Source organism: Agrobacterium sp. P15N1-A, from assembly GCF_044626815.1.
Taxonomy (GTDB): Bacteria; Pseudomonadota; Alphaproteobacteria; order Rhizobiales; family Rhizobiaceae; genus Agrobacterium; species Agrobacterium leguminum.
This window is the reverse complement of sequence record NZ_JBIUPF010000004.1, coordinates 134,855-160,249: the sequence shown is the minus strand read 5'-3', so window position 1 is coordinate 160,249 and position 25,395 is coordinate 134,855. Positions and strand designations below refer to the sequence as shown.

The 25,395-nt window shown below is 61.5% G+C and carries 19 protein-coding genes; 13 read left to right on the top strand and 6 right to left on the bottom strand.

What is annotated here, in order from left to right:
- Positions 1 to 29: 29 nt before the first annotated feature.
- From ACIK7D_RS15785 to ACIK7D_RS15755, 7 genes are all read left to right on the top strand, one after another.
- Positions 30 to 5,486 carry an MG2 domain-containing protein gene (locus tag ACIK7D_RS15785; protein ID WP_400156764.1) on the top strand — a complete coding sequence of 1,819 codons (5,457 nt, stop codon included), beginning with the start codon at positions 30 to 32 and terminating at the stop codon, positions 5,484 to 5,486.
- Entirely contained in the window at positions 5,483 to 7,558 is a 2,076-nt protein-coding gene (gene pbpC, locus ACIK7D_RS15780) for a penicillin-binding protein 1C (protein WP_400156763.1), read from the top strand. The genes ACIK7D_RS15785 and pbpC overlap by 4 nt, the downstream gene beginning before the upstream one ends.
- A gap of 105 nt (positions 7,559 to 7,663) precedes the next feature.
- A complete protein-coding gene (locus tag ACIK7D_RS15775) occupies positions 7,664 to 7,993 on the top strand; it encodes a hypothetical protein (RefSeq protein WP_400156762.1) in 330 nt (109 codons plus the stop codon).
- Positions 7,993 to 8,919, top strand: a complete 927-nt coding sequence (locus tag ACIK7D_RS15770) for a sugar ABC transporter substrate-binding protein (protein WP_162936128.1) — start codon at positions 7,993 to 7,995, stop codon at positions 8,917 to 8,919. The genes ACIK7D_RS15775 and ACIK7D_RS15770 overlap by 1 nt, the downstream gene beginning before the upstream one ends.
- A gap of 87 nt (positions 8,920 to 9,006) precedes the next feature.
- Positions 9,007 to 10,542, top strand: a complete 1,536-nt coding sequence (locus ACIK7D_RS15765; RefSeq protein ID WP_400156761.1) for a sugar ABC transporter ATP-binding protein — start codon at positions 9,007 to 9,009, stop codon at positions 10,540 to 10,542.
- A gap of 35 nt (positions 10,543 to 10,577) precedes the next feature.
- Positions 10,578 to 11,591, top strand: coding sequence for an ABC transporter permease (locus tag ACIK7D_RS15760; protein WP_046799878.1), 1,014 nt, complete (start codon positions 10,578 to 10,580; stop codon positions 11,589 to 11,591).
- A gap of 57 nt (positions 11,592 to 11,648) precedes the next feature.
- Entirely contained in the window at positions 11,649 to 12,404 is a 756-nt protein-coding gene (locus tag ACIK7D_RS15755) for a sulfite exporter TauE/SafE family protein (RefSeq protein ID WP_400156760.1), read from the top strand.
- 10 nt (positions 12,405 to 12,414) lie between these two features.
- Here the strand turns inward: ACIK7D_RS15755 and ACIK7D_RS15750 are convergent, their stop codons facing one another.
- The 6 genes from ACIK7D_RS15750 to iolG all read right to left on the bottom strand — a co-directional run bounded on the left by ACIK7D_RS15750 (position 12,415) and on the right by iolG (position 18,742).
- Positions 12,415 to 13,299: a MurR/RpiR family transcriptional regulator gene (locus ACIK7D_RS15750; protein WP_080819437.1), complete on the bottom strand. Its 885-nt coding sequence runs from the start codon at positions 13,297 to 13,299 to the stop codon at positions 12,415 to 12,417.
- A 75-nt stretch (positions 13,300 to 13,374) separates the two neighbouring features.
- Positions 13,375 to 14,499, bottom strand: a complete 1,125-nt coding sequence (locus ACIK7D_RS15745) for a Gfo/Idh/MocA family protein (protein WP_400156759.1) — start codon at positions 14,497 to 14,499, stop codon at positions 13,375 to 13,377.
- The gene (locus ACIK7D_RS15740) at positions 14,492 to 15,460 is read right to left on the bottom strand and encodes a hydroxyacid dehydrogenase (protein WP_400156758.1); all 969 of its coding nucleotides are present in this window, start codon (positions 15,458 to 15,460) and stop codon (positions 14,492 to 14,494) included. The genes ACIK7D_RS15745 and ACIK7D_RS15740 overlap by 8 nt, the downstream gene beginning before the upstream one ends.
- A complete protein-coding gene (locus ACIK7D_RS15735) occupies positions 15,461 to 16,273 on the bottom strand; it encodes an HpcH/HpaI aldolase/citrate lyase family protein (protein ID WP_127755588.1) in 813 nt (270 codons plus the stop codon).
- 27 nt (positions 16,274 to 16,300) lie between these two features.
- The gene (locus tag ACIK7D_RS15730) at positions 16,301 to 17,731 is read right to left on the bottom strand and encodes an NAD-dependent succinate-semialdehyde dehydrogenase (RefSeq protein WP_400156757.1); all 1,431 of its coding nucleotides are present in this window, start codon (positions 17,729 to 17,731) and stop codon (positions 16,301 to 16,303) included.
- 3 nt (positions 17,732 to 17,734) lie between these two features.
- The gene (iolG, locus tag ACIK7D_RS15725) at positions 17,735 to 18,742 is read right to left on the bottom strand and encodes an inositol 2-dehydrogenase (RefSeq protein ID WP_400156756.1); all 1,008 of its coding nucleotides are present in this window, start codon (positions 18,740 to 18,742) and stop codon (positions 17,735 to 17,737) included.
- A gap of 105 nt (positions 18,743 to 18,847) precedes the next feature.
- Here iolG and iolD point away from each other — a divergent pair, with 105 nt between their 5' ends.
- The 6 genes from iolD to ACIK7D_RS15695 all read left to right on the top strand — a co-directional run bounded on the left by iolD (position 18,848) and on the right by ACIK7D_RS15695 (position 25,353).
- Positions 18,848 to 20,719, top strand: coding sequence for a 3D-(3,5/4)-trihydroxycyclohexane-1,2-dione acylhydrolase (decyclizing) (gene iolD, locus ACIK7D_RS15720; RefSeq protein ID WP_400156755.1), 1,872 nt, complete (start codon positions 18,848 to 18,850; stop codon positions 20,717 to 20,719).
- Between the two features lies 1 nt (position 20,720).
- Positions 20,721 to 21,614, top strand: coding sequence for a myo-inosose-2 dehydratase (gene iolE / locus ACIK7D_RS15715; protein ID WP_400156754.1), 894 nt, complete (start codon positions 20,721 to 20,723; stop codon positions 21,612 to 21,614).
- On the top strand, positions 21,611 to 22,423 hold the full coding sequence (locus ACIK7D_RS15710; RefSeq protein WP_065117434.1) for an SDR family oxidoreductase: 813 nt from the start codon (positions 21,611 to 21,613) through the stop codon (positions 22,421 to 22,423). The genes iolE and ACIK7D_RS15710 overlap by 4 nt, the downstream gene beginning before the upstream one ends.
- A gap of 4 nt (positions 22,424 to 22,427) precedes the next feature.
- Positions 22,428 to 23,489 carry a sugar phosphate isomerase/epimerase family protein gene (locus ACIK7D_RS15705; protein WP_400156753.1) on the top strand — a complete coding sequence of 354 codons (1,062 nt, stop codon included), beginning with the start codon at positions 22,428 to 22,430 and terminating at the stop codon, positions 23,487 to 23,489.
- A complete protein-coding gene (locus ACIK7D_RS15700; protein WP_400156752.1) occupies positions 23,486 to 24,649 on the top strand; it encodes a Gfo/Idh/MocA family protein in 1,164 nt (387 codons plus the stop codon). Before ACIK7D_RS15705 ends, ACIK7D_RS15700 begins: the two co-directional genes overlap by 4 nt.
- A gap of 179 nt (positions 24,650 to 24,828) precedes the next feature.
- The gene (locus ACIK7D_RS15695) at positions 24,829 to 25,353 is read left to right on the top strand and encodes a GNAT family N-acetyltransferase (RefSeq protein WP_400156751.1); all 525 of its coding nucleotides are present in this window, start codon (positions 24,829 to 24,831) and stop codon (positions 25,351 to 25,353) included.
- The last annotated feature ends 42 nt before the right edge of the window (positions 25,354 to 25,395 follow it).

The following is a 25,395-nucleotide window of genomic DNA, read 5'->3' as shown; positions in this document are numbered from 1 at the left end:
CCGACATGTCTGTTGCGGGGAGAAAACTGATGTCGTTGCGCGCGCTCGTCCGGATTTCGCTGGTTGCGGTCTCAACCGCCCTGTTTTTTCCGCCAGCCATGGCGGCGGAACCCTCCCGCAAGGTCGTTACGACCCAAAATGGCGATTATTTCGGCTTCGATCTCAGGACGGAGCAGAATGTCTCGCTGGAGCAATGCGGCGAGATTTGCGTCGGCGATACCGCCTGCAAGGCCTTTACCTACAATCCCAAGGTGAAATGGTGCTTCCTCAAATCGGATTTCAATCAGCTGAACGCCTTCCCCGGCGCGGTTGCCGGCAAGATCGTGGAAGTGGCCGCGGAAGCCGATATCGGTGCGCCGCAGCGCCTGTCCTTCGTGACCGACAGCCTGCAGCAGGAAGCGCGCCGGCTGAAATCCGGCCTTGCGGCAAATGACGGTGAGGGCGAACAGGGTCTGGAAGCCCTCGTGGAGACGGCGCGGCAGCAGGCAGCCGCAGGCAATATTCCCGATGCGGTCACGACCTATAAACAGGCCCTTGCGATCACACCTGACGATGGTGCGCTCTGGGCGGAATTGTCGGAAAAGGCCGCGCAGGTCACCGATAATTATTCGATAGCGGGACAGGCCGCTTCCGCCGCCATCAACGCTTACCAGCTGAGCCGCACGGTCAGCGCCCGCACCGAGGCCCTGAACCGGCTGGCGAAGGCCTTTGAGCGAACCCAGAATTATCGCGCGGCACTCAATGCCTATAAGGAAAGCCTCGCGCTTACCGACAATGCACAGACCAGGGCGGCCTATGCCGATCTGCGCACGCGTCAGGGTTTCCGCGTCATCAACAATACCGTGGATACGGATAGCGTCAGCCCGCGCGCCTGCGTGCAGTTTTCCGAGCCGCTGGTAAAGAACGGCGTAGACTATTCCTCGTTCATCACGCTGGATGGGGCAGCGCCCAAGGCCATCGAGGCGAAGGGCAGCGAGATTTGCGTGGAAGGCCTGACCCATGGCCAGCGTTACAAGATCGCGTTTCGCGCCGGCCTGCCGTCTTCGGTGGAAGAGCCTCTGGAAAAGCAGGTCGATCTCGATATCTATGTGCGTGACCGCGCCGCCAGCGTGCGCTTCACCGGCGAGAATTTCGTGCTGCCGGGCACGGCGCGCCGCGGCATTCCAATTGTCTCTGTCAATGCCGACAAGGCCGACCTGAAGCTCTATCGCGTCGGCGACCGCAACATCACCTCGCTTCTTTCAAACTCGCAGTTTCTGACGCAGATGGACGGCTACAATGCCGACCGTATCGAAAACGAAATTGGCGAGCTTGTCTGGCAGGGCTCGATCGATATCCAGCCCGATCTCAACAAGGATGTGGTGACGAGCTTCCCGGTGGATGAGGCCCTGCCGGAGCGCAAGCCCGGCATCTATGTGCTGACCGCCGTGCCGCCGGGCACCGCGCCGGAAACATGGGATTCGCGCGCCACGCAATGGTTCCTGGTGTCGGATACCGGTATCACCACCTATGCCGGAACCGATGGCCTGAATGTCTTTGTCCGTGCACTTGGCAGTGCCAAGCCGCTTGCAGATGTGGATTTGCAGCTGCTCGCCAAGAATAATGAGGTGCTGGGCACCGCGAAGACCGATGCGGACGGCCGCGCGGTGTTCTCGGCCGGCCTGATGCGCGGCACGGCGGCGCAGGCGCCTGCGATCCTGACCGCGCGCAACGGCGACAAGGACTACGTTTTCCTCGACATGACCCGCGCCGGCTTCGATCTTTCGGATCGCGGCGTGACGGGACGTGCAGCCCCCGGTGCCATCGACGTGTTCAGCTGGACGGAACGCGGCATCTACCGCGCCGGCGAGACTGTGCATGCCGCAGCGCTTGCCCGCGATGTCGACGGCAAGGCAATCGAGGATCTTCCGCTCACTTTCATCTTCTCGCGCCCTGACGGTGTCGAGGACCGGCGCTTCGTCAGCGACGGCAAGGCGCTGGGCGGCCATGCGGTCGATCTGCCGTTGCAGGCAAATGCGATGCGCGGCACCTGGACATTGCGCATCCATACCGATCCGAAAACGCCTGCGATCAGCGAAAAGAGCTTCCTCGTCGATGATTTCGTGCCTGACCGCACCGAGTTCGATCTTTCCAGCAAGGCAAAGCAGATCGACCCCGGCGCGGAAACGGCAATCGACGTCGATGGCCGTTATCTCTATGGCGCGCCCGCTGCCGGCCTGACGCTGGAAGGCGAGGTCGCGATCAAGCCGACGCGCACCAGCGCCGATTTCGAAGGTTATTTCTTCGGTCTGGCCGATGAGGAGAGCGAAGAGGAAAACCGCACCACGCTTGCCGATCTGCCGGTTCTGGACGAAGAGGGCAAGGCGAGCTTCAATGTCGATCTGACCGACCTGCCATCCACAACGCAGCTTCTTTCCGCCAACATCACCGTGCGCATGCAGGAGGCCGGCGGCCGTGCCGTGGAGCGCTCCCTGACGCTGCCCATCAAGGCTGAAGCGCCGGTCATCGGTATCAAACCGCAATTTTCCGGCGATCTCGCCCAGAATTCCGTGGGTCGTTTCCACATCATCGGCGTCAATGCTGACGGTGCCAAACAGGCGATGAATGGCCTGACCTGGAAGCTCATCAAGGTCGAGCGGAACTATCAGTGGTACCGACAGGGCAATTCCTGGCGTTACGAGCCGGTGGAATATACCAAGCAGCAGGAAGCCGGCAGCTTGTCTGTCGATGCCAATGGCGGTGAGATTTCCGTGCCCGTCACCTGGGGCCGTTACCGGCTGGAAGTGGAGGGCGCCGGCAATGGCGCGCCTGTCTCCAGCGTTGAGTTCGATGCCGGTTTTTATGTCGAGGCAAGCTCGACGGAAACGCCGGATGCGCTGGAAATCGCTCTCGACAAACAGAGCTACAAGATCGGCGATACGGCCAAACTCAAGGTTTCGTCGCGTTTTGCCGGTGAGTTGATGGTGACTTCCGGTTCGGAAAAGCTGATTGCCGTTCAGAATGCCGAGATCGGCGAGGATGGCGGCGAGATCGACATTCCCGTCACCGAGGAATGGGGTGCGGGCGCTTATGTGACGGCCACGCTGTTCCGCCCCGGCGATGCGCAGGAAAGCCGTATGCCGATGCGCGCCATCGGCATCAAATGGCTCGCCGTCGATCCGGCCGAGCGCAAACTTGCCGTCACGCTCGGCGCGCCGCAGAAGACGCTGCCGCGCCAGCCGCTTGAAATTCCGATCACCGTTGCCGGTGCCGGCGTTGGCGAAAAGGCCTATGCCATCGTTGCGGCCGTCGATGTCGGCATATTGAACCTTACCCGCTATGAGCCGCCGAAGCCGGATGAATGGTATTTCGGCCAGCGCCGGCTGGGGCTGGAAATCCGCGACCTCTATGGCCGCCTGATCGCCGGTTCGCTCGGCGCCACCGGCCGGCTGCGCACCGGCGGCGACGGCGGGCAGGCAGCCCTTCAGGGCAGCCCGCCCACGGAAAAGCTCGTGGCCTTCTTTGCCGGTCCGGTCGAACTCGACGCAGACGGCAAGGCGACGGTCAGCTTCGATATTCCGCAGTTCAACGGTACTGCCCGCATCATGGCGGTGGCCTGGACGAAGACAGGCGTGGGACACGCCGTCTCCGACGCCATCATTCGCGATCCCGTGGTAGTCACGGCCAGCGCGCCGAAATTCCTCGCACCCGGCGATGTCTCGCAATTGCGGCTCGATATCGCCAATACGGATGGCGAGGCCGGCGACTATCGGCTGGATGTGACCAGCAATACGGCGCTGACCGTCGATCAGGGCGAGATGTCGCAAACTCTCGCGCTTCAGAAAGGCGGCAAGTCTTCGCTGACGGTGCCGCTGACGGGCGAACAGCCCGGCAATGGCGCGATCACCATCAAGGTTTCCAATGCCGCCGGTCTTTCACTGGAGCAGGTTCTGAACGTTCCGGTGCGTCCGGCCGTTCTGCCGGTGACGACGCGGCGCGAAATCAAGATCGCTCCGAACAGCAGCCTGACGATCAACGGCGATCTTCTGGCAGACAGCATGCTTCTCGGCTCTTCCGTCGCCGTCAATGTCACGCGTTCGCCCGCCTTCGATATTCCGGCGCTGGTGATGATGCTGGACAAATATCCTTACGGCTGCGCCGAACAGACGACGAGCCGCGCTTTGCCGCTGCTTTACGTTTCGGAACTGACGAAGGATAGCGGCCTTGCAGAAGACCCCGACACCCGCAAGCGCGTGCAGGAGGCGATCTACCGGGTGCTGTCCTTCCAGTCCAGTTCCGGCAGCTTCGGCCTCTGGTCGCCGGGTTATGGCGATCTGTGGCTCGATGCCTATATCAGCGACTTCCTGACAAGGGCGCGTGAGCAGAATTACGATGTGCCCGAACAGGCCATGGTGCAGGCGCTGAACAACCTGCAAAACGGTCTTTCCTATGACAGCAATGTCAAGGATCGCGGCAACGAGATCGCCTATTCGCTTTATGTGCTGGCGCGCAACCGCAAGGCGGCGATCAACGATCTGCGTTATTACGCGGATACGGCGCTTGCCGATTTCCCGACACCGCTCGCCAAGGCGCAGGTTGCCGCCGCCCTCTCGCTTTATGGCGATCAGGCCCGTTCGAAGGCCGTGTTCGGCGCTTCGCTCGACATGGCAAGCCGCACCACCAATGTCAGCTTCTCGCGCGCGGATTACGGCTCCGCCCTGCGTGACGGCGCGGCGACGCTGGCGCTTGCGGCGGAAAGCCGGCCGGTTCCGGCCGTCGTGCCGCAGCTTGCCGGTGCGGTGGCCAAGGAATGGGAAAAGAAGCCCTATACCAGCACCCAGGAACAGGCATGGATGCTGCTTGCCGCCCGCGCCGTCAAAGGCGAGGACAAGGATATCCGTCTCGATGTGAACGGCGATCTGCAGACCGGCGGTTTCGGCAAACGGATGAGCGGCGATGAATTGCTGGCCGCACCCTTGAAGATCGCCAATGCCTCGGCCGATCCGGTCACGGCCGTCGTCACCACGGTGGCGCCGCCGGCGCAGCCGCTTGCGGCGGGCGGCGAAGGCTTCACCATTACCCGCACCTATTATTCCATGGATGGTGAGGAGGTGAACCCGAGCGAGGTGATCCAGAACGAGCGTTATGTCGTGGTGCTGAATGTGGTGCCGCAAAATAACTGGCAGTCGCGTATTCTGGTAACAGACCTGTTGCCCTCCGGTTTCGAAATCGACAATCCGAGCCTCGTCAATTCGGCAGCGCTTTCGAATTTCGACTGGCTGCCGGAAACGGAAGCGGCGCATACGGAATTCCGCTACGACCGTTTCGTGGCGGCCTTCGACCGCTCCGCCGGCGACAGTTCGGAAATTGCGCTTGCCTATGTGGTCCGCGCCGTTACCCCTGGCACCTACGATCATCCGGCAGCTTCGGTTGAGGATATGTACCGGCCGCAATTTGCTGCCCGCACGGCAACCGGCCGCATGGAGGTGCGCTCGGCAAACCCATGAGGCGGAAGAAGGCGATCATTGTCGGCATCATGACGGCCGCGCTGCTTATGGGCGGCGCGGCCTTTGGTCTTGATGCGCTGGACAAGGCCTATCCGCCGCCGCTGGACGCTGCGCAGCAACGATCCTTCGAGGTTCTGGATCGTGACGGCAGGCTTTTGCGCGCTTTCGCGACACCCGATGGCCGTTGGCGGCTGAAAACCTCGGCCGCCGAAGTCGACCCACAATTCCTGCGCATGCTGGTGGCCTATGAAGACCAGCGTTTCTATGAGCATCACGGGGTCGATCCTTGGGCGCTTTTGCGCTCCGCCTGGCAATTGGCCAGCAACGGCCGGATCGTTTCCGGCGCATCGACGCTTTCCATGCAGGTGGCGCGGTTGATCGAGCCGCGCGCCGACCGGTCGTTTTCGGCGAAATTCCTGCAGGCCGCGCGCGCGCTTCAGATCGAGAGACGGCTGAGCAAAGCGGAGATCCTCGATCTCTATCTGAATATCGCGCCTTATGGCGGCAATCTTGAAGGCATTCGCGCCGCAAGCCTCGCCTGGTTCGGCAAGGAACCGGGCCGGCTCGATACGGCGGAAGCAGCCCTTTTGGTGGCGCTGCCGCAATTGCCGGAAAAGCGACGTCCGGATCGTTTTCCGGAGGCGGCGAAGCAGGCGCGGGAGCGGGTGCTGCAACGGCTTGCCGTCGAACGCGTGGTGGGTGAGGGGGAGGCGGAACGGTCGGCGCTTGCGAATGTGCCCGCCAACCGGCAGGACCTGCCGGCCTATGCGCCGCATATGGCCGTCGCCGCAAGGGTGAAATTCCCGAATACTGCCGAGGTGCGCTCCACGCTGAAGCTGCAGATCCAGCGGGAGCTGGAGGGTGTCGCCCGCCATGCGGCGGAAAAGCTCGGCGACAGGGTCTCCGTCGCCATCGTCATGGCCGATGCGCAGAGCGGCGATATTCTGGCGGAAGTGGGCTCGGCGGATTATCTCGATACGGCAAGACGCGGTTTCGTGGAGATGAGCCGGGCCGTTCGCTCGCCGGGCTCCACCCTCAAGCCGTTTATCTACGGCCTTGCCTTCGAAGACGGTCTTGTTGGGCAGGAAACCATCATCGAGGATCGCCCGGCCGACTTTTCCGGTTATAGACCGCGCAATTTCGACATGCATTATCAGGGCGATGTCAGCATCCGGCAGGCGCTGCAACTGTCGCTCAACGTGCCTGCCGTCAAGCTGCTCGATGCCGTCAGCCCCTCGGCGCTGATGGTGCGGTTCCGGCGGGTGGGCGTCAAACTCGTGCTTCCCGCCAATGAAGCGCCCGGGCTTGCCATAGCCCTTGGCGGCGCGGGTATTTCGCTGGTCGATCTGGTGCAGCTCTATGCGGGGCTGGCCGGCGGCGATCCCGTGCGGCTTGGAGACGGCGTCCGCTCGGACCCGGAACGGCTGGAGGGCGACCGTTTGTTCTCCGATGCCGCGATCTGGAATGTCTCCGACATCCTCTCCGGCGTGCTGCCGCCGCTCGGCATGAAACAGCGCGGCATCGCCTACAAGACCGGCACCAGCTATGGCTATCGCGATGCCTGGTCGGTGGGGTATGACGGGCGGCATGTGGTCGGCGTTTGGGTCGGTCGGGCCGACAATGGCGCGGTGCCGGGCATTGCCGGTTATGCGACGGCCGCCCCGATCCTGTTCGAGGCTTTCGAAAAATCCGGCGTGGCGATCACGCCGATGCCTGCCGCGCCTTCCGGCGTCGCGCGGGTCGCGGTCAATGACCTCCCCGCCAACCAGCGGCGTTTCACCACGACGGCCAGCGGCCTGCTTTCTGCTTCAAGACGTGAAAGCGCCCCGCGCATCGTTTATCCGCCGGAAGGCGCGCGCGTGGAGCTTTCCGGCCAGTCGGGCATCTCGCCGCTGGTACTGAAGCTGCAGGGCGGGCGCGCACCTTTCCGCTGGCTTGCCAATGGTTTGCCCTTGCCGAACGCGTCCCACCGCCGCAACAGCGAATGGCGGCCGGAAGGCCAGGGATTTTCCACGCTTACAGTGATCGATGCCGACGGCCGCGCCTCGAGCGTGCGGGTTTTCGTCGAGTGAATTTCTGCGGCCTGACGGTGCCGCTTTCATCTGGTCTTGTTCAAAAGGAACATAGTCGCGCGGTTTCGGCCCGCGAAGCCGTGGCACCGGGTACTGGCGCCCCTCATGGCCTTGGGTCTGCGAGTGAAATTCTGGAAATTTTATTGCCGTATAAAAATTCTGCAATTTTTGTTGCGAATCCAGTTCCATCCCGTTATGTTGAAACTGCAGCCGGAAAATGCCGGCCGCATGGGAGAGACGGGCGCAGCATTGAAGCTGCGCGCAAACGGTGCTGCCGTTTCGGCTGATCGAAAGGACATGACCTCGCTCGAGGCGGATTGTGCTGCTGCATCCGTCAAGGCGAAGTCATGCCCTGGAGATGGCCGGGAAGCGCCGGTTTGGATGGTCGCACACATTCGTCACGTGCGGGAAAAAGAGGAGGAGAAAATCTCGTGATCAAAAAAATCGCAATCACAACCGCATTCTGCGCCCTGATGGCAAGTGCCGCCCATGCCGAAAAAATTGGCGTGGCGATGTCGCTGTTCGACGATAATTATCTCACCGTATTGCGTCACAATATCCAGCGCCACGCCAAGGACCTCGGCGTTGAAGTCCAGATGGAAGATGCGCAGGGCGATATCGCCCGCCAGCAGTCGCAGATCGAAAACTTCGTGGCGGCCGGGGTCGATGGCATCATCACCATGCTGGTGGATGCGGATTCCGGCAAGGCCATGTCGAAGATCGCCGATCAGGCGGGCATTCCGCTGGTCTTCGTGAACATGCTTCCGGCCAATATGGAAAAATTCCCGGAAAAGCAGGCATGGGTCGGCTCCAATGAGGAACAGGCCGGTGAATTGCAGGCGACCGAGGTTTGCAAGCTTGCCGGCGGCAAGGGCGAGGCCGTCATTCTGATGGGCCAGCTCGGCACCACGGGCCAGCGCGGCCGTACTGCTGCCGCGGAACGCGTCCTCAAAAGCGATGCCTGCAAGGGCATCAAGGTGCTGGACGCACAGACCGCGAACTGGATGCGCACTCCGGCCATGGATTTGATGGCGAACTGGATCACATCCGGAATGAAGCCCAGCATCGTGCTCGGCAATAATGACGAGATGGCGCTCGGCGCAATCCAGGCGCTGAAATCCTCCGGCATCAGCATGAAAGACGTCGTCGTTGCCGGTGTCGATGCGACGCAGGATGCGCTGGCGGCCATGGAAGCGGGTGATCTCGACGTCACGGTCTATCAGTCCGCCAAGGGCCAGGGCGAAGGGTCGCTCGAGACCGTACTGAAAATCGCGCGCGGCGAAAAATTCGAGCAGAAGGTGGATGTGCCCTTCGAACTCGTCACCCCCGCCAATGTCGCTCAATACAAGTCCAGCAACTGATTTGCAGCCGGCGGCCGGGCGTTTCCCCCGGTCGCCGGCACGGCAAATCATGGCCCGGCCGATGGCCGGATGAAGGACGGGTGAGATATGATTTCCACGACCACCTTAGAGGCGATCGAACGCTTCAAGCAGACTATTGGACCTTATCTTCTCGAAATCGAGGGGGTGCGGAAGGAGTTTCCGGGCGTCGTTGCACTGGATGACGTCCAGTTCCGGCTGCGTCCCGGTTCCGTGCATGCGCTGATGGGCGAAAACGGCGCGGGCAAGTCGACGCTCATGAAGATCATCGCCGGAATTTACAGCCCGGATGCCGGCACCGTTCGGCTGCGGGGGGAAGAGGTTCGCCTCAAAAGTCCGCGCGATGCGCTGGAGCGCGGCATCGCCATGATCCATCAGGAACTGGCCCTGATGGACTGGATGACGGTGGCGGAAAATATCTGGATCCGCCGCGAACCGAAAAACCGTCTTGGCCTCATAGATCATGCGCAAATGTTTGCTGAGACAAAGGCGCTGTTTAACCAGCTGAAGATCAATATCGATCCGGCGGCGGAGGTCAGCACGCTGACGGTGGCGCAGCGGCAGATGGTCGAAATCGCCAAGGCCGTCAGCTACCAGTCCAGCGTGCTCATCATGGACGAGCCGACATCGGCGCTGACGGAGTCCGAGGTCGCGCATCTTTTCGATATCATCCGCGACCTGCGGGCGCGCAATATCGGCATCGTCTACATCACCCACAAGATGAATGAACTGTTCGAGATCGCCGACGAGTTTTCGGTGTTCCGCGACGGGCGATATGTCGGAACCCATGCGAGCACCGATGTCACGCGCGACGACATCATAAAAATGATGGTCGGCCGCGAGATCACCAACATGTTTCCCAAGCAGGAGGCATCGATCGGCGACGTGGTTCTCGAGGTCCGCGATCTCGGCTTGTCCGGCGTTTTCCGTGGTATTTCCTTCGATCTGCATCGTGGCGAAATCCTCGGCGTGGCGGGGCTGGTGGGATCCGGCCGTTCCAACGTCGCCGAAGCGATTTTCGGGGTGGTGCCGGCGAGCGAAGGGACCATCCGCATCAACGGCGCCCCAGTCACGATCCACTCGCCGGGGGATGCGATGCGCAGGGGCATGGCGCTGCTGACGGAAGACCGCAAGGCAACCGGCTGTTTTCTACCGCTCTCGATCCTCGAAAACATGCAGATCGCGGCCCTCCAGAATGGCCATGCCGCGATGGGTTATGTCGATGAACGCGGTTTGACGGTGCTGTGCAACGACATGAAGAAGGCACTGCGCATCAAGACGCCCGATCTCGACGAGCGGATCGAAAACCTGTCCGGCGGCAACCAGCAGAAGGTGCTGATCGCCCGCTGGCTTCTGACGAAACCGGCAATCCTCATCCTCGACGAACCGACGCGCGGCATCGATGTCGGCGCCAAGGCGGAAATCCATCGCCTGATTTCCAGTCTGGCGAAGGAAGGTGTCGCCGTCATCATGATCTCGTCGGAACTGCCGGAGGTTCTCGGCATGTCCGACCGGATTGTCGTGATGCATGAGGGGCATATGACCGGGATTCTCGATCGCGCCGAAGCGGACCAAGTCAAAATCATGGAACTGGCGGCCCGCTGAGGCTGCGACGGCGGTAACGCCGGGGAGGAAAAATCATGGATAGCGTACAGACCGAACCGGTCGAACGGAAAAGGCGCAAGCTGCCGCAGGAACTGAATATTCTGACCGTGCTGATCGGCGTCGCACTTGTGTTTGAGTTGCTCGGCTGGTTCGTGCAGGGGCAGAGCTTTCTCGGCAGCCCGCAGCGCCTGACGATCATGATCCTGCAGGTCTCCGTCGTCGGCATCATCGCCGTCGGGGTCACTCAGGTCATCATCACCGGCGGCATTGACCTCAGTTCGGGCTCGGTGGTGGCGATGACGGCCATGATCGCCATGAGTTTTGCGCAAAGCAGCGATTTCGCCCGGGCGATCTATCCGGCGCTCACCGATATGCCCGTGGTGGTGCCGCTGGCCGTCGGCCTCGGTCTCGGCCTGATTGCCGGCATCGTTAACGGCATGCTCATCGCGGTGACGGGAATACCGCCCTTCATCGCCACGCTGGGCATGATGGTGACTGCGCGCGGCATCGCCAAGTGGTATACGAAGGGGCAACCGATCTCCTTCCCGACCGAGAGCTTCGCGTCGATCGGCTCGGGCGCATGGCCTGTCGTCATCTTCCTGCTCGTCGCCGTCACCTTCCACATTGCCCTGCGCTATACGCGTTATGGCAAGTTCACTTATGCGATCGGCGCGAACATGCAGGCGGCCCGCGTGTCGGGCATCAATGTCCAGCTGCATCTGGTCAAGGTCTATGCCATTGCCGGCCTGCTCGCTGGCCTCGCCGGCATCGTCACCGCTGCCCGTGCGGAAACGGCGCAGGCCGGTATGGGCATGATGTATGAACTCGACGCCATCGCTGCGGCGGTCATCGGCGGCACATCCCTTTCCGGCGGGCGGGGGCGCATTTTCGGCACCGTTATCGGAACGGTGATCCTCGGTCTGATGATGTCGGGCTTCACATTCCTGCGTGTGGATGCTTACTATCAGGAGATCGTCAAGGGACTGATCATCGTCAGCGCGGTCGTCGCTGATGTCTACCGTCAAAAAGCCCGGCTCAGGAAGGGCTGATATCCATGCGCGCGGTGCCCCGGCAGGGGTGCCGGCGGCAATGCTGAGGAGATGCACTTGAACCTTTTCAACTCTCCTCTGGAACTGGGCGTCACCGTGCTTGCCGTCGTGCTGGTCGGGCTTTCCAAGGGCGGGCTCGGCGGCATGAGCCTGCTTGGCGTGCCGCTGATGGCGCTGGTGATGTCGCCGGTCACGGCGGCGGCCATCCTGCTGCCCATTCTGGTGGTCATGGACATGGTCGGCGTGGCCGCCTGGCGCAAATGGGTCGACTGGCGGATCATGCGCCAGCTTCTGCCGGCAGCCGTTTTCGGCATCGGGCTTGGATGGATGACCGCCGAGATCACCTCGGATGCCGTGGTGCGCCTGATCGTCGGCCTTGTCTCGGCCGTGTTCGTGCTGCGCGTCGTGCTTTCAAGGGGCGTCCTGGTGACGGTTGCGAAGGAGCGGCCGATGGCGGGACGCTTCTGGAGCCTGCTTGCGGGTTACACCAGTTTCGTCGCCCATGCGGGTTCGCCGCCGCTGCAGGTCTACCTGCTGCCGCTTCGCATGGACCCGAAGGTTTTCACCGGCACCAATGTGATGTTCTTTGCCATTACCAATGTGTTGAAGCTCGTGCCTTATGCGGCTCTTGGCGGCTTCGGCGCGCAAAATCTCGGCCGCGCCGCCCTGATGGTGCCGCTGGCGATCGTCTCCACATGGCTTGGCGCCTGGACGGTGCGCCACATGCGCGCCTCGATCTTTTATCCACTGACCTATGTGTCCGTGGCGCTGGTGGCGGTGAAGCTGATCTGGGACGGCGTCACAGGGCTTTGAGTGTGAGTGCCTAGAGGCCGGTCACCGTCGGAATGCGCGGCGCTGTTTCGTTCTTCTGAACCCGTGCGGCAACGGCGACGGCCAGAGCCTGCGCAAGGCACATCGGCGCGGCCAGAGACCGGGAAAAGCTGTAATCATGCTCGGGGACCGAGAACAGGACCTTTGCCGATTTTGCCAGCGGCGACAGGGTACTGTCGGAAATCGCCACGGTCGGCACACCGATCTTTTCCGCCTCCTCGACGATATTCACCACTTCCGTCGCGTAAAATCGGAAGGACACAGCGATCAGCACGTCACCGGTCTTCATCGTTCGCGCCATATGGGTGGCGAGCCCGCCGCCGGGATCGAGAAGGATACATTGCTTGCCGAGCATGGTGAGGATGTAACGCAGCAGTTCCGCCACCGGTGCGGAGCGCAGCTGGCCGACGAGATAGACTGTACCGGCGGCCTCGATCAGATCGGCGGCGGTGCCGAGCTGCTCGGCGCTGATGCGTTCGAGCAGGTCCTGAAGGGAGGCGATATCCCTGACGACAAGATCGTGAAGGAAACCGTATTCCGAACGGTCCTCGCGGCTTTGCAATTCATCGTCGAGCGCGCGCACGCGTGCCTCGAAACCCGGAGCCGCCGTCGCCAGCCGTTTCTGGAACAGCGCCTGCAGCTCCTTGAACCCCTTGTAGCCCAGCGACTGCGCAAACCGCACGAAGCTGGAGGCGTGGATGTTGTGCCGCTCTGCAATGGTATTGACCGAATGCACGGCGACTTCATTGGGGTTCTGCGTCAGATAAACGGAGATCCGCTGATAGGTCTTGCTCATCTGATCATGACGATCATGGATGAGGCGGATCAGTTCTTCGTAATCTTTCGGAGGGTCGACGGGCTGCGGTTGTTGCTTCATGGCATGATCTTGCAATATTTATTGCGGTTTTCCAAGAGGCATGAGGGTCCGCAGCCCGCCGTTTAATCCGGGATTTCAGGCAGCGACATCCATCCATTGCCGGGCGGATGACGAGCGCTGGATCGTCTCGACCAGCCGCTGGATGCGCAGGCCGGCAGCGAAGCCGAAAGGCTCTGGTGCCTGTCCCGCGATCGCCCGGAGATAACCCTCGATTTCGATGGCTTTCAGGTCGTTGAAGCCGAGTTGATGGCCGGGCGCGACGCAAAAGCGGCCATAGGGCGTGTGGTCAGGAGAGGCCTCTATTTTGCGGAAGCCACGGCGGCCGGCTGGATCGGCGGCGGAATAGAAATGTAGCTCGTTGAACCGCTCCTGTGTGAAGTAAAGCGCACCCTTGTCGCCGTAGATCTCGAAATCATGCTGCATCTTGCGGCCGGTGGCGATCCAGTTGCCTTCGACCGAGCCCTGCGCACCATTGGCAAAACGCAGGAAGGCGCGCCCCACATCGTCCACTTCCACCTTGCGTGTGCCGCCCTTGCCATCCGGCCGCTCGGCAATCAGCGTCACGCAATCCCCCATCACTTCGGTTATCGGGCCGAGCAGGAATTCGGCTGTGGCAAGTGCGTGAGAGCCGATATCCGCAAGTGCACCGCCGCCGGCCGGGTCGTGGCGGAAGGTGAAGGCGCCGGAGGCGTCGGCCATATAATCTTCTGCGTGCAGACCACGATAACCGCGTATCTTGCCGAGTTCGCCTGCCGCCACCATTTCCCGCGCCAGCCGCAGCATGGGATTGCAGAGATAGTTGAAGCCCACTTGTGTTTTGACGCCACGCGCAGCCGCGGCAGCGGCCATCTCGCCGGCATCCGCAGCAAGCGGCGCCAGCGGTTTTTCGCAATAGACATGTTTGCCGGCGGCAATCGCGGCAATCGCCATTTCCTTGTGCAGGGCGTTCGGCGCGGTGATGTCGACGAGGTCGACATCCGGATCGGTGATGATGCTGCGCCAGTCCGCCGTGGAATGGGCAAAGCCGAAATCCGCAGCTGCCCGTAAAGCCGCATCTTCGGTGATGTCGGCAACGGTGTGCAATTCGATCCGGTAGGGGAGGTCGAAGACCTTCTGGGCAGAGGCGAAACCGAAGACGTGGGCTTTGCCCATGAAGCCGGTGCCGATGAGGCCGACGCGTAGAGCGGGTTTTTCAGACATGGGCAAATTCCGGATTGACGATGAGGCCGGGATCGATCGTCCCTTTCAGATAATTGACGGCGTTCTGGATGGACGCGATGGCCATCCTCTCCCCGCATTCCGTCGTAAGCCCGGCAATATGCGGCGACAGGACAGTGTTGAACTGCGATAGCAGCGGGGAGGAGCCTTCCGGCGGCTCGTCGTCGAAGACATCCAGCCCGGCCGCGCCGACATGACCCGAGGCAAGCGCTTCGCTGAGCGCCTTTTCACAAACGACACCGCCACGGGCCGTGTTTGACAGGACGACACCGGGTTTCATCAGCGCGATTTCCGCGGCCCCGATTGCCGGGCTTGGCCCTTTGGGAATATGCACGGAAATATAGTCGGCCCAGGGCAGGCCCTCTTCCAGCGATACGGGTCTTGTTGGCCCTTCGGGCCATCCTGATTGCAGCAGGTAGGGGTCGTAGGCGCGGATATGCATGCCGAAACCCGAAGCCATTCTGGCAAGATGCCGCCCGATCCGGCCATAACCGAGGATGAGCAGGTTCTTGCCGGATATTTCCTGCTGCTCCAGCCTGTTGCGCCAACTCCACTGTCCGGCCTCCCGGACAGCGCGGTCGGCGAGTATGGCCCGCTTTGCCGCCGCCAGCAGCAGCATCATCGCATGTTCGGCGACGGACACGGAATTGACATCGCCGACGATGGTGAGTGCGATGTTGCGGCGGTTGAGTTCGGCAAGATCGACGCTATCGTAACCCACCCCATGGCGGGACACCACTTTCAGCCGTCCGGCCCTGGCAATGGTGGCTGCCGAAAGCGGCTGTGTGCGAATGACGATGGCATCCGCTTCTTCGATGAAGGGAGCATAGGAGGCTTCGGAAACGTCTTCGATATAGCGGACGGAGAAGCCGAGGGCCGGCAGGTCACGCAGCATGGCCTCGCCGGAAGGATGAAGTTTTCCGGCCACGAGAAGGTTCGGCATTCAATACCCCCCTTTGCCATCGGTTTTTTTGGCGGTCTTTTCCACCAGCCTGCGCCAGGTCGCGGTCGATTCCGTCGCTGCAGCGGCCAGCAGGCGGGAATCGCCTGATACGGTGGTCATGTCGAAACCCCATTCCACCGCGCGTGCCGCGTAATCCGCTGTGCCGCAATGGAGGGCGGCCTTGATGCCGTTGCGGTGGCAGGCATCGAGGATGCGTTTGATGGCGTCGATGACCTCGGGCTCCTCGCGGTCAAAGGCAGGTGTCAGTTGCCCTTTCGAAAGCGAGAAACTCAGGTCGGCGGGGCCGACATAAATCCCGTCGAGGCCGGGGGTGGAAGCGATCTCTTCGAGATTGTCCATCGCTTCTGCCGTTTCGATCATTGCAAATGCGAGGATTTCGTCATTGGCTTCCGCGGCATAATTGCCGCCGGCGGCGTAAACGGCGCGGGTGGGGCCGAAGCTGCGTTCCCCGAGCGGCGGGTAGCGCATGTAACGGACGAATTGCTCGGCCTGCGCCCGGTTGTTGATCATCGGGCAGATGATGCCATAAGCCCCGGCATCCAGAACCTTGGATATCCACGCCGGGTCGAGCCAGGGCACCCGCGCCATCAGCACCTTGTCGGAGGCGCGCATCGCCTGGAACATGCCGAGCACGTCCTTGTAGTCGACCGCGCCGTGCTGGATGTCGATGGAGATGGCGTCATAATCCTGCGCCGCCATGATTTCGGCGCTGAACGGGCTGGCAATCGACAGCCAGCCATGCAGCACCGGACGTCCCTCGGCCCAGATTTCCTTCAATTTGTTTTTCCGCATGATTTTCTCCTGAAAGAATATTCGTCTTCAAAAGACGATCTGGGCGAGTTTGGTTTCGAGATAATCGCTTATCCCCTCGATACCCCCCTCACGCCCCATGCCGGAATGGTTGGTGCCGCCGAAAGGCGCTTCGGATGCGGCGAGCGCGAAGCTGTTGATGCCGACCATGCCGGATTTCAGTGCCGCTACCGTTCGCCGTGCCCTGTCCGGAGAACGGGTGAAGGCATAGGCGGAAAGGCCCATGTCGGAGGCGTTGGCCCGCTCCAGAACCTCGTCCTCGGTGCTGAAGCGGGTGATTGCGGCAATCGGACCGAAATTTTCTTCGGCAAAAACCTTCATCGTGTCCGTCACGCCGGTCAGCACGGTGGGCTCGAAAAAGAAACCGTGGTTCAGGTGTGAGGGGCGTTTGCCGCCATGGGCGATTTTTGCGCCGGCGCGCACGGCTTCGGCTACTACCGCCTCGATGTCCTCAAGGCGACCGGCATTGATGAGCGGACCCATTCCTGTATCGGCATCAAGCCCGTCGCCAAGCCTGATCTTCGCTGCGCGGGCCACGAAACCATCGACAAAGGCGTCGTGCAGGCTCTCGTGGACGAAGATGCGATCCGGCGTGACGCAGACCTGGCCGCAATTGGCGAATTTGGTGGGCACCGCAAGATCGAGCGCGTTGTCGAGATCCGCATCGTCATAAATGATGAGGGGCGCATTGCCGCCCAGTTCCATAGAGACCTTCTTCACAGTCTCAGCGGCGTCACGGATCATTTGCTGGCCGACCCGGGTGGAGCCGGTCAGCGACACCTTGCGCACGCGCTTGTCCGCCATGATCGGGCCATAGGTATCGGCGGTCGAACCGACAACCAGATTGACGGCGCCATCGGGAAAGCCGGCGGCCCTCAGGCAATCGACCATCACCACGGCGACACCCGGCGTCTGGGATGAGGGGCGCAGCACGACGGGGCATCCGGCGGCGAGCGCCGGGGCAAGCTTGCGGGCCGGAAGGGCGGCCGGAAAATTCCAGGCGGTGAAAGCGCCGACGATGCCGACTGCTTCGCGGGTCACCTCAAATCGACCACCGGGCACCCGGCTGTCGACGATGCGGCCATAGACACGGCGCGCTTCTTCGGCGAACCAGCGGAACTGGTCGCAGGAAAGCGCCCATTCACGGCCCGCCTGGGCAATCGGTTTGCCGGTCTCCAGCGAGATCATCTTCGCGCCCTCATCGGCACGGCGCAACATTTCGTCGGCTGCCCGGTGCAGCGCTTCGGCACGTGCGAAGCCGCCCATGGCGCGCAGTTTCGGAAGGGCCGCGGCCGCCGCGTCGATCGCATCGCGAGTTTGATCGGCGCTGGCAAGCATCACTTCGCCGAGCACAGCGCCGGTGACCGGAGAGACGACCTCTCCCGTTGCGGCACCGGCAAGCCAGTGGCCATTGATGAAAAGTCCAAAATTTGCGTACATGGCTTACCCGATCTCGCTTGTGTTGACGGTGCGCCCCTCGGCGACAGAGCGGATCGCCGCTTCGGCCAGAAGCAATGCCAGCCGGCCGTCTTCGAAGCCGACCTCCGGTGCCTTGCCCTGTTCCACCGCATCGACGAAGGCGCTGATTTCCGCTGCGAAGGCTTCGGCATAACGGTCGATGAAGAAGTTCATCAGCGGTGCTGCCCGGTCGGTGCCGGTTTCGGTGTGGAGGCGCAGGTGATTGAGCGTCCGGTTTTCGGAAATCGCCATGCCGGCACTTCCGAAGGCTTCCACCCGCTGATCGTAGCCATAAACCGCACGCCGCGAATTGCTGATCGTGCATTGTTTGCCCGAAGCGGTTTTCAGCACCACGGTTACGGTGTCGTAGTCGTCGCATTTTTCCATCAGCGCCGGGTCGACCAGCCGCGAACCGGTGGCGGAGACTTGGGCGATCTCTTCACCCAGAATGAAGCGGGCCATGTCGAAATCATGGATCGTCATGTCGCGGAAAATGCCGCCCGACATTTCGATATAGGCGGCAGGCGCCATGCCGGGGTCGCGTGAGGTGATGACGACCTGATGCAGGTCGCCGATCGTTCCGTTTTCGATGGCCTCCCGCACGGCGCGGTGTCCGCTGTCAAAACGCCGGACGAAGCCGAGCATGATCGGTACATCGCTGCCGGCAATTTTTGTTGCACAGGCGTTGACGCGGTCGAGGGAGAGATCGATGGGCTTTTCGCAAAGCACCGGTTTTCTGGCGGCAACCGCCTTTTCCAGCAGATCCGCATGGGTGGGCGTTGAGGTCGCGATCAGCACGGCGTCGACCTCAGGCGAGGCAAAAACCGCCTCGGCCGACTCAAATCGTGTCACATCAAGCTTTTCGGCAATTTCTTTCGCCGAGGGCTCGTATACATCAAAGATACCAGCCAATGTCGCGCGTGGATGAGCGACGATGTTTTCCGCATGCATGCGGCCGATACGGCCCACGCCAAGCACTGCAATTCTCAACATTGAAATTTTCCTCCCGAGGTATTTGGCAATAATCATTGCAAAGTACAGAATTTGTCAATATGTATTCCAAAAACGTATCAACAACCATCCGCAGGAGGAGGCGAGATGACCGCGAAGACCTTACGCCTGACCATGGCCCAGGCGCTAATACGTTACCTGTGCAACCAGTTTACCGAGATCGACGGAGAGCGCGTTCCCCTGTTTGCAGGCGTGTTCGCCATTTTCGGGCACGGCAATGTCACATGCCTTTCCGAAGCTCTGGAGACGGTGCAGGACCAGTTGCCGACCTGGCGCGGGCAGAATGAACAATCCATGGCGCTTGCCGCAATCGGCTTTGCCAAGGCAAAGCGGCGCAGGCAGATCATGGTCGCTGCGACTTCGATCGGGCCGGGGGCGTTGAACATGGTGACCGCCGCCGGCGTCGCCATGGCCAACCGGCTGCCCGTTCTCCTCATTGCAGGCGATACCTTCGCAAGCCGCCTGCCGGACCCGGTTCTGCAGCAGGTCGAGCATTTCGGCGATCCGACCCTCACCGTCAATGACGCGTTCAAATCCGTGGTGCGTTACTGGGACAGGATCGTGCTGCCGGAACAATTGCTGCAATCGCTGCCGCAGGCGGTCGCCACCATGCTCGATCCGGCCGATTGCGGCCCGGCCTTTATCGGTCTTGCGCAGGATACGCAGGAAATCGCTTTCGATTATCCGGCAGTCTTCTTTGAACCGAAGGTCTGGAAAATTCCTCGGCCGCGTCCTGACCGTGACGCCGTGGCGACTGCCGCCCGGCTGCTGGCGCAGGCGAAACGTCCACTCATCATTTCCGGCGGTGGCGTGCGTTATTCGCTGGCGGAAGAACGTCTTGCCGATTTCGCTTTAAAGCGCGGCATTCCCGTGGTCGAAACCATCGCCGGCAAGGGCGCGCTCACCCATCACCATCCGGTCCATGCCGGGCCGATCGGCATCGTCGGATCAACCTCGGCGAATGCGCTGGCCAAGGATGCGGATGTCGTGCTGGCGATCGGTACCCGGCTTCAGGATTTCACCACGGGTTCCTGGACGGCTTTCTCCCGCGAGGCGCAGTTCATTTCCATCAATGCCGCCCGCTTCGATGCGGTCAAGCACCGGGCGCTTTCCGTGGTCGGCGATGCGCTCGAGACCATTGACGAGCTGGACCAGGCGCTTGGACCCTATAAGGCCGATGTCGCCCATATGCAGCGGGCCAAAACACTGTTCGCCGAATGGGACAAGCTGCTGGACGAGCACCAGCGTGTCTCCAATGCGCCGGTTCCTTCCTATGCGCAGGTGGTCGGCGTCCTGAACCGGGTCGCCCGTCCGGAAGATACGCTGATTGCTGCGGCGGGCGGAACGCCGGGCGAGGTGACCAAGGGCTGGCGGGTCAAGAACCCCAATACATTCGATTGCGAATTCGGGTTTTCCTGCATGGGTTATGAAATCGCCGCCGGCTGGGGCTGCTCCATGGCGCAGGAAGGGCCGGGCGGTACCGGCGGCGTTCCAATCGTCATGCTGGGGGACGGCACCTATATGATGATGAACTCGGATATCTATTCAGCCGCGCTTACCGGGCACCGGATGATCGTGGTGGTCTGCGATAATGGCGGCTATGCCGTCATCAACCGTCTGCAGCAGGCCAAGGGCGTTCCCGGCTTCAACAATCTGCTGGCAGATTGCCGCGTCAGGGACAGGGAAAATCCGCTGCATGTCGATTTCGTCAAACATGCGGAAGCCATGGGCGCCCATGCGCGCAGGGCCGAAAGCCTTGCCGATCTTGAAGACGCGATGATCTGGGCGCAGGGCAATGATGGCGTGACTGTCATCTCCATCGTTTCCGATGCCTGGAAATGGGTGCCGGGCGATGCCGACTGGGATGTCGGTGTTCCCTCCGTCTCCAGTTTCGAGACAGTGCGTGCCGCCCGCGCCGCGCAGGAAAACATCCGCCAGGCGCAGCGAGTGGGGGTCTGAGATGAAAGCAAGACTTGGTATCGCGCCGATCGCCTGGTGGAATGACGATCTTGCCGAGCTTTCCGATGATGTGAGCCTTCAGGAATGCCTGCGGCAGGCAAGCGAAGCCGGCTTTACCGGAATGGAGACCGGGCGCCGGTTTCCGATGGATATGGCGGAGCTCGGGCCGATCCTCGACCGTTACGGCATATCGGTATGTGGCGGCTGGTTTTCCGGCCTGCTGCTGGATGGTGATATCGAGGCGGAGAAAGACCGCATCGCGCAGCAGATGGAATTCTTCATCGCCGCCGGTGCGCCCTGCATGGTTTATGGTGAAACGGCGCGCTCCATTCAGGGCGTGCGCTCCGCACCGCTTGCCACGAAGCCCCGGCTCGACGAGGCCGGCATGGCGGCCTATGGCCGCAAGATGTCCGACTTTGCCGACTGGTGTGCGGCGAAGGGCATGCCGATTTCCTACCATCACCATATGGCGGCGGTGGTGGAGGCCGAGCCGGAACTTGATCTCTTCATGAAGCACTCCTCCGTGCCCCTGCTGTTCGATGCCGGGCACATGGCCTTTGCGGGCGGCGATGTCATGCGTGTCATCGAAAACCACCATGCGCGCATTACCCATGTCCACACCAAGGATATCCGGCGTGAGGTTGTCGATGGGCTGGACAGGAGCCGGGAGAGTTTCCTCGATGCCGTCATCAAGGGCGCCTTTACCGTGCCGGGTGATGGCAGCCTGGATTTCGGGGCAATCGTCAAGGCGCTGGCGTCGAAAGGTTACGAGGGCTGGTTCGTGGTCGAGGCGGAGCAGGACCCGATCAGGAACCCGCCGCTGGACATGGCCCGCAAGGGGCACAGGGAATTGCTGCGCGTGATGGACGCCGTTGGATATGAGGTCGTGAAATGAACCGTATTGAAGGAAAGATCGCCGTTATTACCGGCGGAACCCAGGGTCTGGGTGCAGCGGTTGCGCAGGTGTTTGCGCAGGCGGGCGCGGCGGGGATCGTCATCGTCGGGCGCGGTGTGGAAAAAGGACAGGCTGTCGCGGATGCCATCACGCAGAAATCCGGCGTGCCGGTTGAGATGGTGGCGGCCGATCTCGGCGATATCGATGATGTCCGCAGCATCATTCCGGCGACGGACAAACGCTTTGGTCGGGTCGATATCCTCGTTAACGCGGCGGGCCTGACGGATCGCGGCAATATGCTCAACACGACGCCCGAGCTTTTCGACCGGATGTTTGCGGTCAATACGCGTGCGCCATTCTTTCTCATTCAGGATGCGGCAAAGGTGATGATCCGCGAGGGTATCGAGGGTCGTGTCGTTAATGTCGGATCAATGTCGGGTCTGACAGGCCAGCCTTTCCTTGCGCCCTATGCGGCGTCCAAGGGTGCGCTTGCCACCGTCACCCGCCATGCCGGCTTTTCGCTGATGCGTCATCGTATCCATGTGAACCAGCTCGACATCGGCTGGATGAATTCCGATCACGAGCGCAAGCTTGTCCTTTCCGAGACCGGCGATCCCGATTTCATCGACCGCGCGGCGGCGGCCAAGCCGTTCGGGCGCATCCTCGATCCGCTCGAAGTGGCCCGCGCCATCCTTTGGATGTCCTCCGACGACAGTGGCATGATGACGGGCGCCGTGATCCCCTTCGATCAGTCGGTCTATGGCGGTTACGACGACGCGCCTGTGCCGGCGAAAAAGCTGGAGGAATAAGATAATGCGGACCATCAAGGGGCCAGGTGTCTTTCTGGCGCAGTTCGCGGCCGATGATGCGCCCTATAATTCGCTTGCCTCGCTGGCGGCGTGGGCCTCGGCCAAGGGCTTCAAGGGCGTGCAGATTCCCACCTGGGATACGCGTCTGATCGACATGAAACAGGCAGCGGAAAGCGATGCCTATTGTGATGATCTGAAGGGCATGCTCGGCGAGCATGGGCTGGAGATCACCGAACTTGCCTCCCACATTACCGGGCAGCTTGTGGCGGTGCACCCTGCCCATGACGCGATCATGGACAGTTTTGCGCCGGAGCATGTGCGCGGCAATCCCGCAAAGCGTCGGGCATGGGCCGAGGAACAACTGCGCTTTGCCGCCCGCGCCTCAAAGCGCCTCGGCATCGACCGCCATGTGACCTTCCCCGGGGCACTTTTATGGCCCTATCTTTATCCCTATCCGCAATGGCCGGAAGGGCTGGTGGAAGAAGGCTTTGACGAGCTTGCGCGCCGCTGGACACCGATCCTCGACGACTTCGACGCCCATGGCGTGGATGTCTGCTATGAAATCCATCCCAGCGAAGACCTGCATGACGGCCACAGCTGGGAGATGTTTCTCGACAAGGTCAAGGAACATCCCCGGGCGAACCTGATGTATGATCCCTCGCATCTCGTTCTGCAGGGAATGGATTATCTCGCCTTCATCGACCATTACCACGAGCGGATAAAAACCTTCCACGTCAAGGATGCCGAGTTTCGTCCAGACGGAAAATCAGGCGCCTATGGCGGTTATCAGCCATGGTCCAAAAGGGCCGGCCGCTTCCGCAGCCCCGGCGACGGGCAGGTTGATTTCGGGGCGATCTTCACCAAGCTCACCACCTACGGCTTTGATGGCTGGGCGGTGCTGGAGTGGGAATGTTTCGTCAAGAACCCCGAGGACGGGGCGTCTGAAGGCGCGCGTTTCATCGCCGATCACATCATCCGTGTTTCGGACCGCGCCTTTGACGATTTCGTCAAATCCGGCGCGAACCGCAATGCCAACCGCGCCATGCTGGGGCTGGAGGAACAATGACTATCGAAAGACCACTTCGTCTGGGCATGATCGGCGGCGGCCAGGGAGCCTATATCGGCAATATCCACCGTCTTGCCGCACGCCTTGACGGCAAATGGGTGCTTGTGGCCGGTGCCTTCGATGCCGATCCCGAAAGGGGCCGCGCCTTTGCGATCAATGAAGGGCTTGACCCGGCCCGCAGCTATGGCAGCTATCAGGAGCTGATTACCGGCGAAGCTGCCCGTGAGGATCGTGTCGATGCGGTTGCAATCTGCACACCGAATTTCACCCACTATCCGATCGCGAAGGCGCTGATCGAGGCAGGTTTCGACGTGATCTGCGAAAAACCCCTGACCGCGACGCTGGAAGACGCCATCGCGCTGGAAAAACTGTCGCGGGAAAGCGGCCGCTTCGTTGGGGTGACCTACACCTATTCCGGCTATCCGATGGTGCACGAAGCGCGTGCGCGCGTCGCGGCGGGTGAGATCGGCGAGGTTCGCACCGTGCAGGTGGAATATCCGCTGGAATGGATGGCGACGGCCATCGAACAGCAGGGCAATGCCCAGGCGGCATGGCGCACCGACCCGAAGAAGAACGGCCGCGGCGGCTCCATCGGCGATATCGGCACCCATGCCTATCATCTGGCTGGCTTCGTGACCGGGCTGAAACTACAGTCGCTCACCGCCGATCTCGCCACTTTCGTGGCGGGGCGGGCGCTGGATGACAATGCCCATGTGATGATGCGTTATGAGGGCGGCGCGCGGGGGCTCCTGTGGTCGTCGCAGGTGGCGCTCGGCAATTCCAACGGCGTGCGTCTGCGGGTTTTCGGCGCGACCGGTTCGCTGCAATGGTTTCAGGAACAGCCGAACGAACTCGTCTATACGCCGCTTAACGGGCGTGTGCAGACCATCAAGCGGGGCGCGGACGATCTTTCCGAAGATGCGAAGGTTCGAACCCGTACTCCGCCCGGCCACCCGGAGGGATATCTGGAGGCCTTCGCCAACCTCTATGTCGGTTTCGCGGAAGCCATCCGTGCCCGCAAGGCTGGGCGCGAACCGGGTGCGATTGGCCGCAACATTCCGCTTGCCTATGACGGTCTGAAGGGCGTGGCCTTCGTGGAGGCGGTGGTGGACAGCGCCGAGAGCACCGATCCGCGCTGGATTACCCCGGTGGCGGTATAGGCTTGCAGCCAAGGGGATTATACAGCAAATCGACCTTCCGGAGAGGCCATGCCGGTCCGGAAGGTCGTGTGAATTTCTCTGCCAGGCCCTCCACCGAACCGAGAATGACGAAAGGAGGGGCGGTGTTGCTTTCATAACGGGATGGGGGCAGGGTGCGGCACGGCGCTGGAGGGGTTCGCGTGTCGATCATCATAAGGACCAGACGATTACATCTGCGGAAAGTCGAGAGTGCTGATCTGGCCGCATTGAGCCGGATTTACGCTGACCCGGACTGCATGCAGTTTTATCCCAGCACCAAGTCACCTGCGCAAACCCTCGCCTGGTTTCAGGAACTGGCTTTCGATAGTTATAGCCGGCATGGCTTCGGTCTTTGGGCTGTCGTCGATCCGGTCTCGGAAGAGGTCATCGGCGATTGTGGAATTACGCTGCAGAGGACCCCTGCGGGCCTTGAAGCGGAAATAGGGTATCATCTCTGGCGCGGTTTCTGGGGCAAGGGTCTGGCAACCGAAGCGGCCATCGCCTGCCGCGACTATGCCTTTCACAACCTTGGTTTGCGCAGAGTGGTCAGCATCACCAGGCCCGAAAACATCCCTTCGCAAAGGGTTGCGGAACGGGTGCATGACAGAAAGGAAATTTATCAGAAACGGCTTGGGGAAAGCGAAATTGTCGTAGATCGTTATCTGTATATCAGCGAGAAACGATGATCGGTCACGGTTTCAGGCAGACGATGATTTGGTTCATCTTGC

Bases quoted from the DNA above. Each gene is read 5' to 3' on its own strand.
- iolE (WP_400156754.1), top strand. From the start codon at position 20,721: ATGAAAGCAAGACTTGGTATCGCGCCGATCGCCTGGTGGAATGACGAT.
- ACIK7D_RS15760 (WP_046799878.1), top strand. From the start codon at position 10,578: ATGGATAGCGTACAGACCGAACCGGTCGAACGGAAAAGGCGCAAGCTG.
- ACIK7D_RS15750 (WP_080819437.1), bottom strand. From the start codon at position 13,299: ATGAAGCAACAACCGCAGCCCGTCGACCCTCCGAAAGATTACGAAGAA.
- iolD (WP_400156755.1), top strand. From the start codon at position 18,848: ATGACCGCGAAGACCTTACGCCTGACCATGGCCCAGGCGCTAATACGT.
- ACIK7D_RS15710 (WP_065117434.1), top strand. From the start codon at position 21,611: ATGAACCGTATTGAAGGAAAGATCGCCGTTATTACCGGCGGAACCCAG.
- pbpC (WP_400156763.1), top strand. From the start codon at position 5,483: ATGAGGCGGAAGAAGGCGATCATTGTCGGCATCATGACGGCCGCGCTG.
- iolG (WP_400156756.1), bottom strand. From the start codon at position 18,742: ATGTTGAGAATTGCAGTGCTTGGCGTGGGCCGTATCGGCCGCATGCAT.
- ACIK7D_RS15735 (WP_127755588.1), bottom strand. From the start codon at position 16,273: ATGCGGAAAAACAAATTGAAGGAAATCTGGGCCGAGGGACGTCCGGTG.
- ACIK7D_RS15705 (WP_400156753.1), top strand. From the start codon at position 22,428: ATGCGGACCATCAAGGGGCCAGGTGTCTTTCTGGCGCAGTTCGCGGCC.
- ACIK7D_RS15775 (WP_400156762.1), top strand. From the start codon at position 7,664: ATGGCCTTGGGTCTGCGAGTGAAATTCTGGAAATTTTATTGCCGTATA.
- ACIK7D_RS15740 (WP_400156758.1), bottom strand. From the start codon at position 15,460: ATGCCGAACCTTCTCGTGGCCGGAAAACTTCATCCTTCCGGCGAGGCC.
- ACIK7D_RS15730 (WP_400156757.1), bottom strand. From the start codon at position 17,731: ATGTACGCAAATTTTGGACTTTTCATCAATGGCCACTGGCTTGCCGGT.
- ACIK7D_RS15700 (WP_400156752.1), top strand. From the start codon at position 23,486: ATGACTATCGAAAGACCACTTCGTCTGGGCATGATCGGCGGCGGCCAG.
- ACIK7D_RS15785 (WP_400156764.1), top strand. From the start codon at position 30: ATGTCGTTGCGCGCGCTCGTCCGGATTTCGCTGGTTGCGGTCTCAACC.
- ACIK7D_RS15765 (WP_400156761.1), top strand. From the start codon at position 9,007: ATGATTTCCACGACCACCTTAGAGGCGATCGAACGCTTCAAGCAGACT.
- ACIK7D_RS15745 (WP_400156759.1), bottom strand. From the start codon at position 14,499: ATGTCTGAAAAACCCGCTCTACGCGTCGGCCTCATCGGCACCGGCTTC.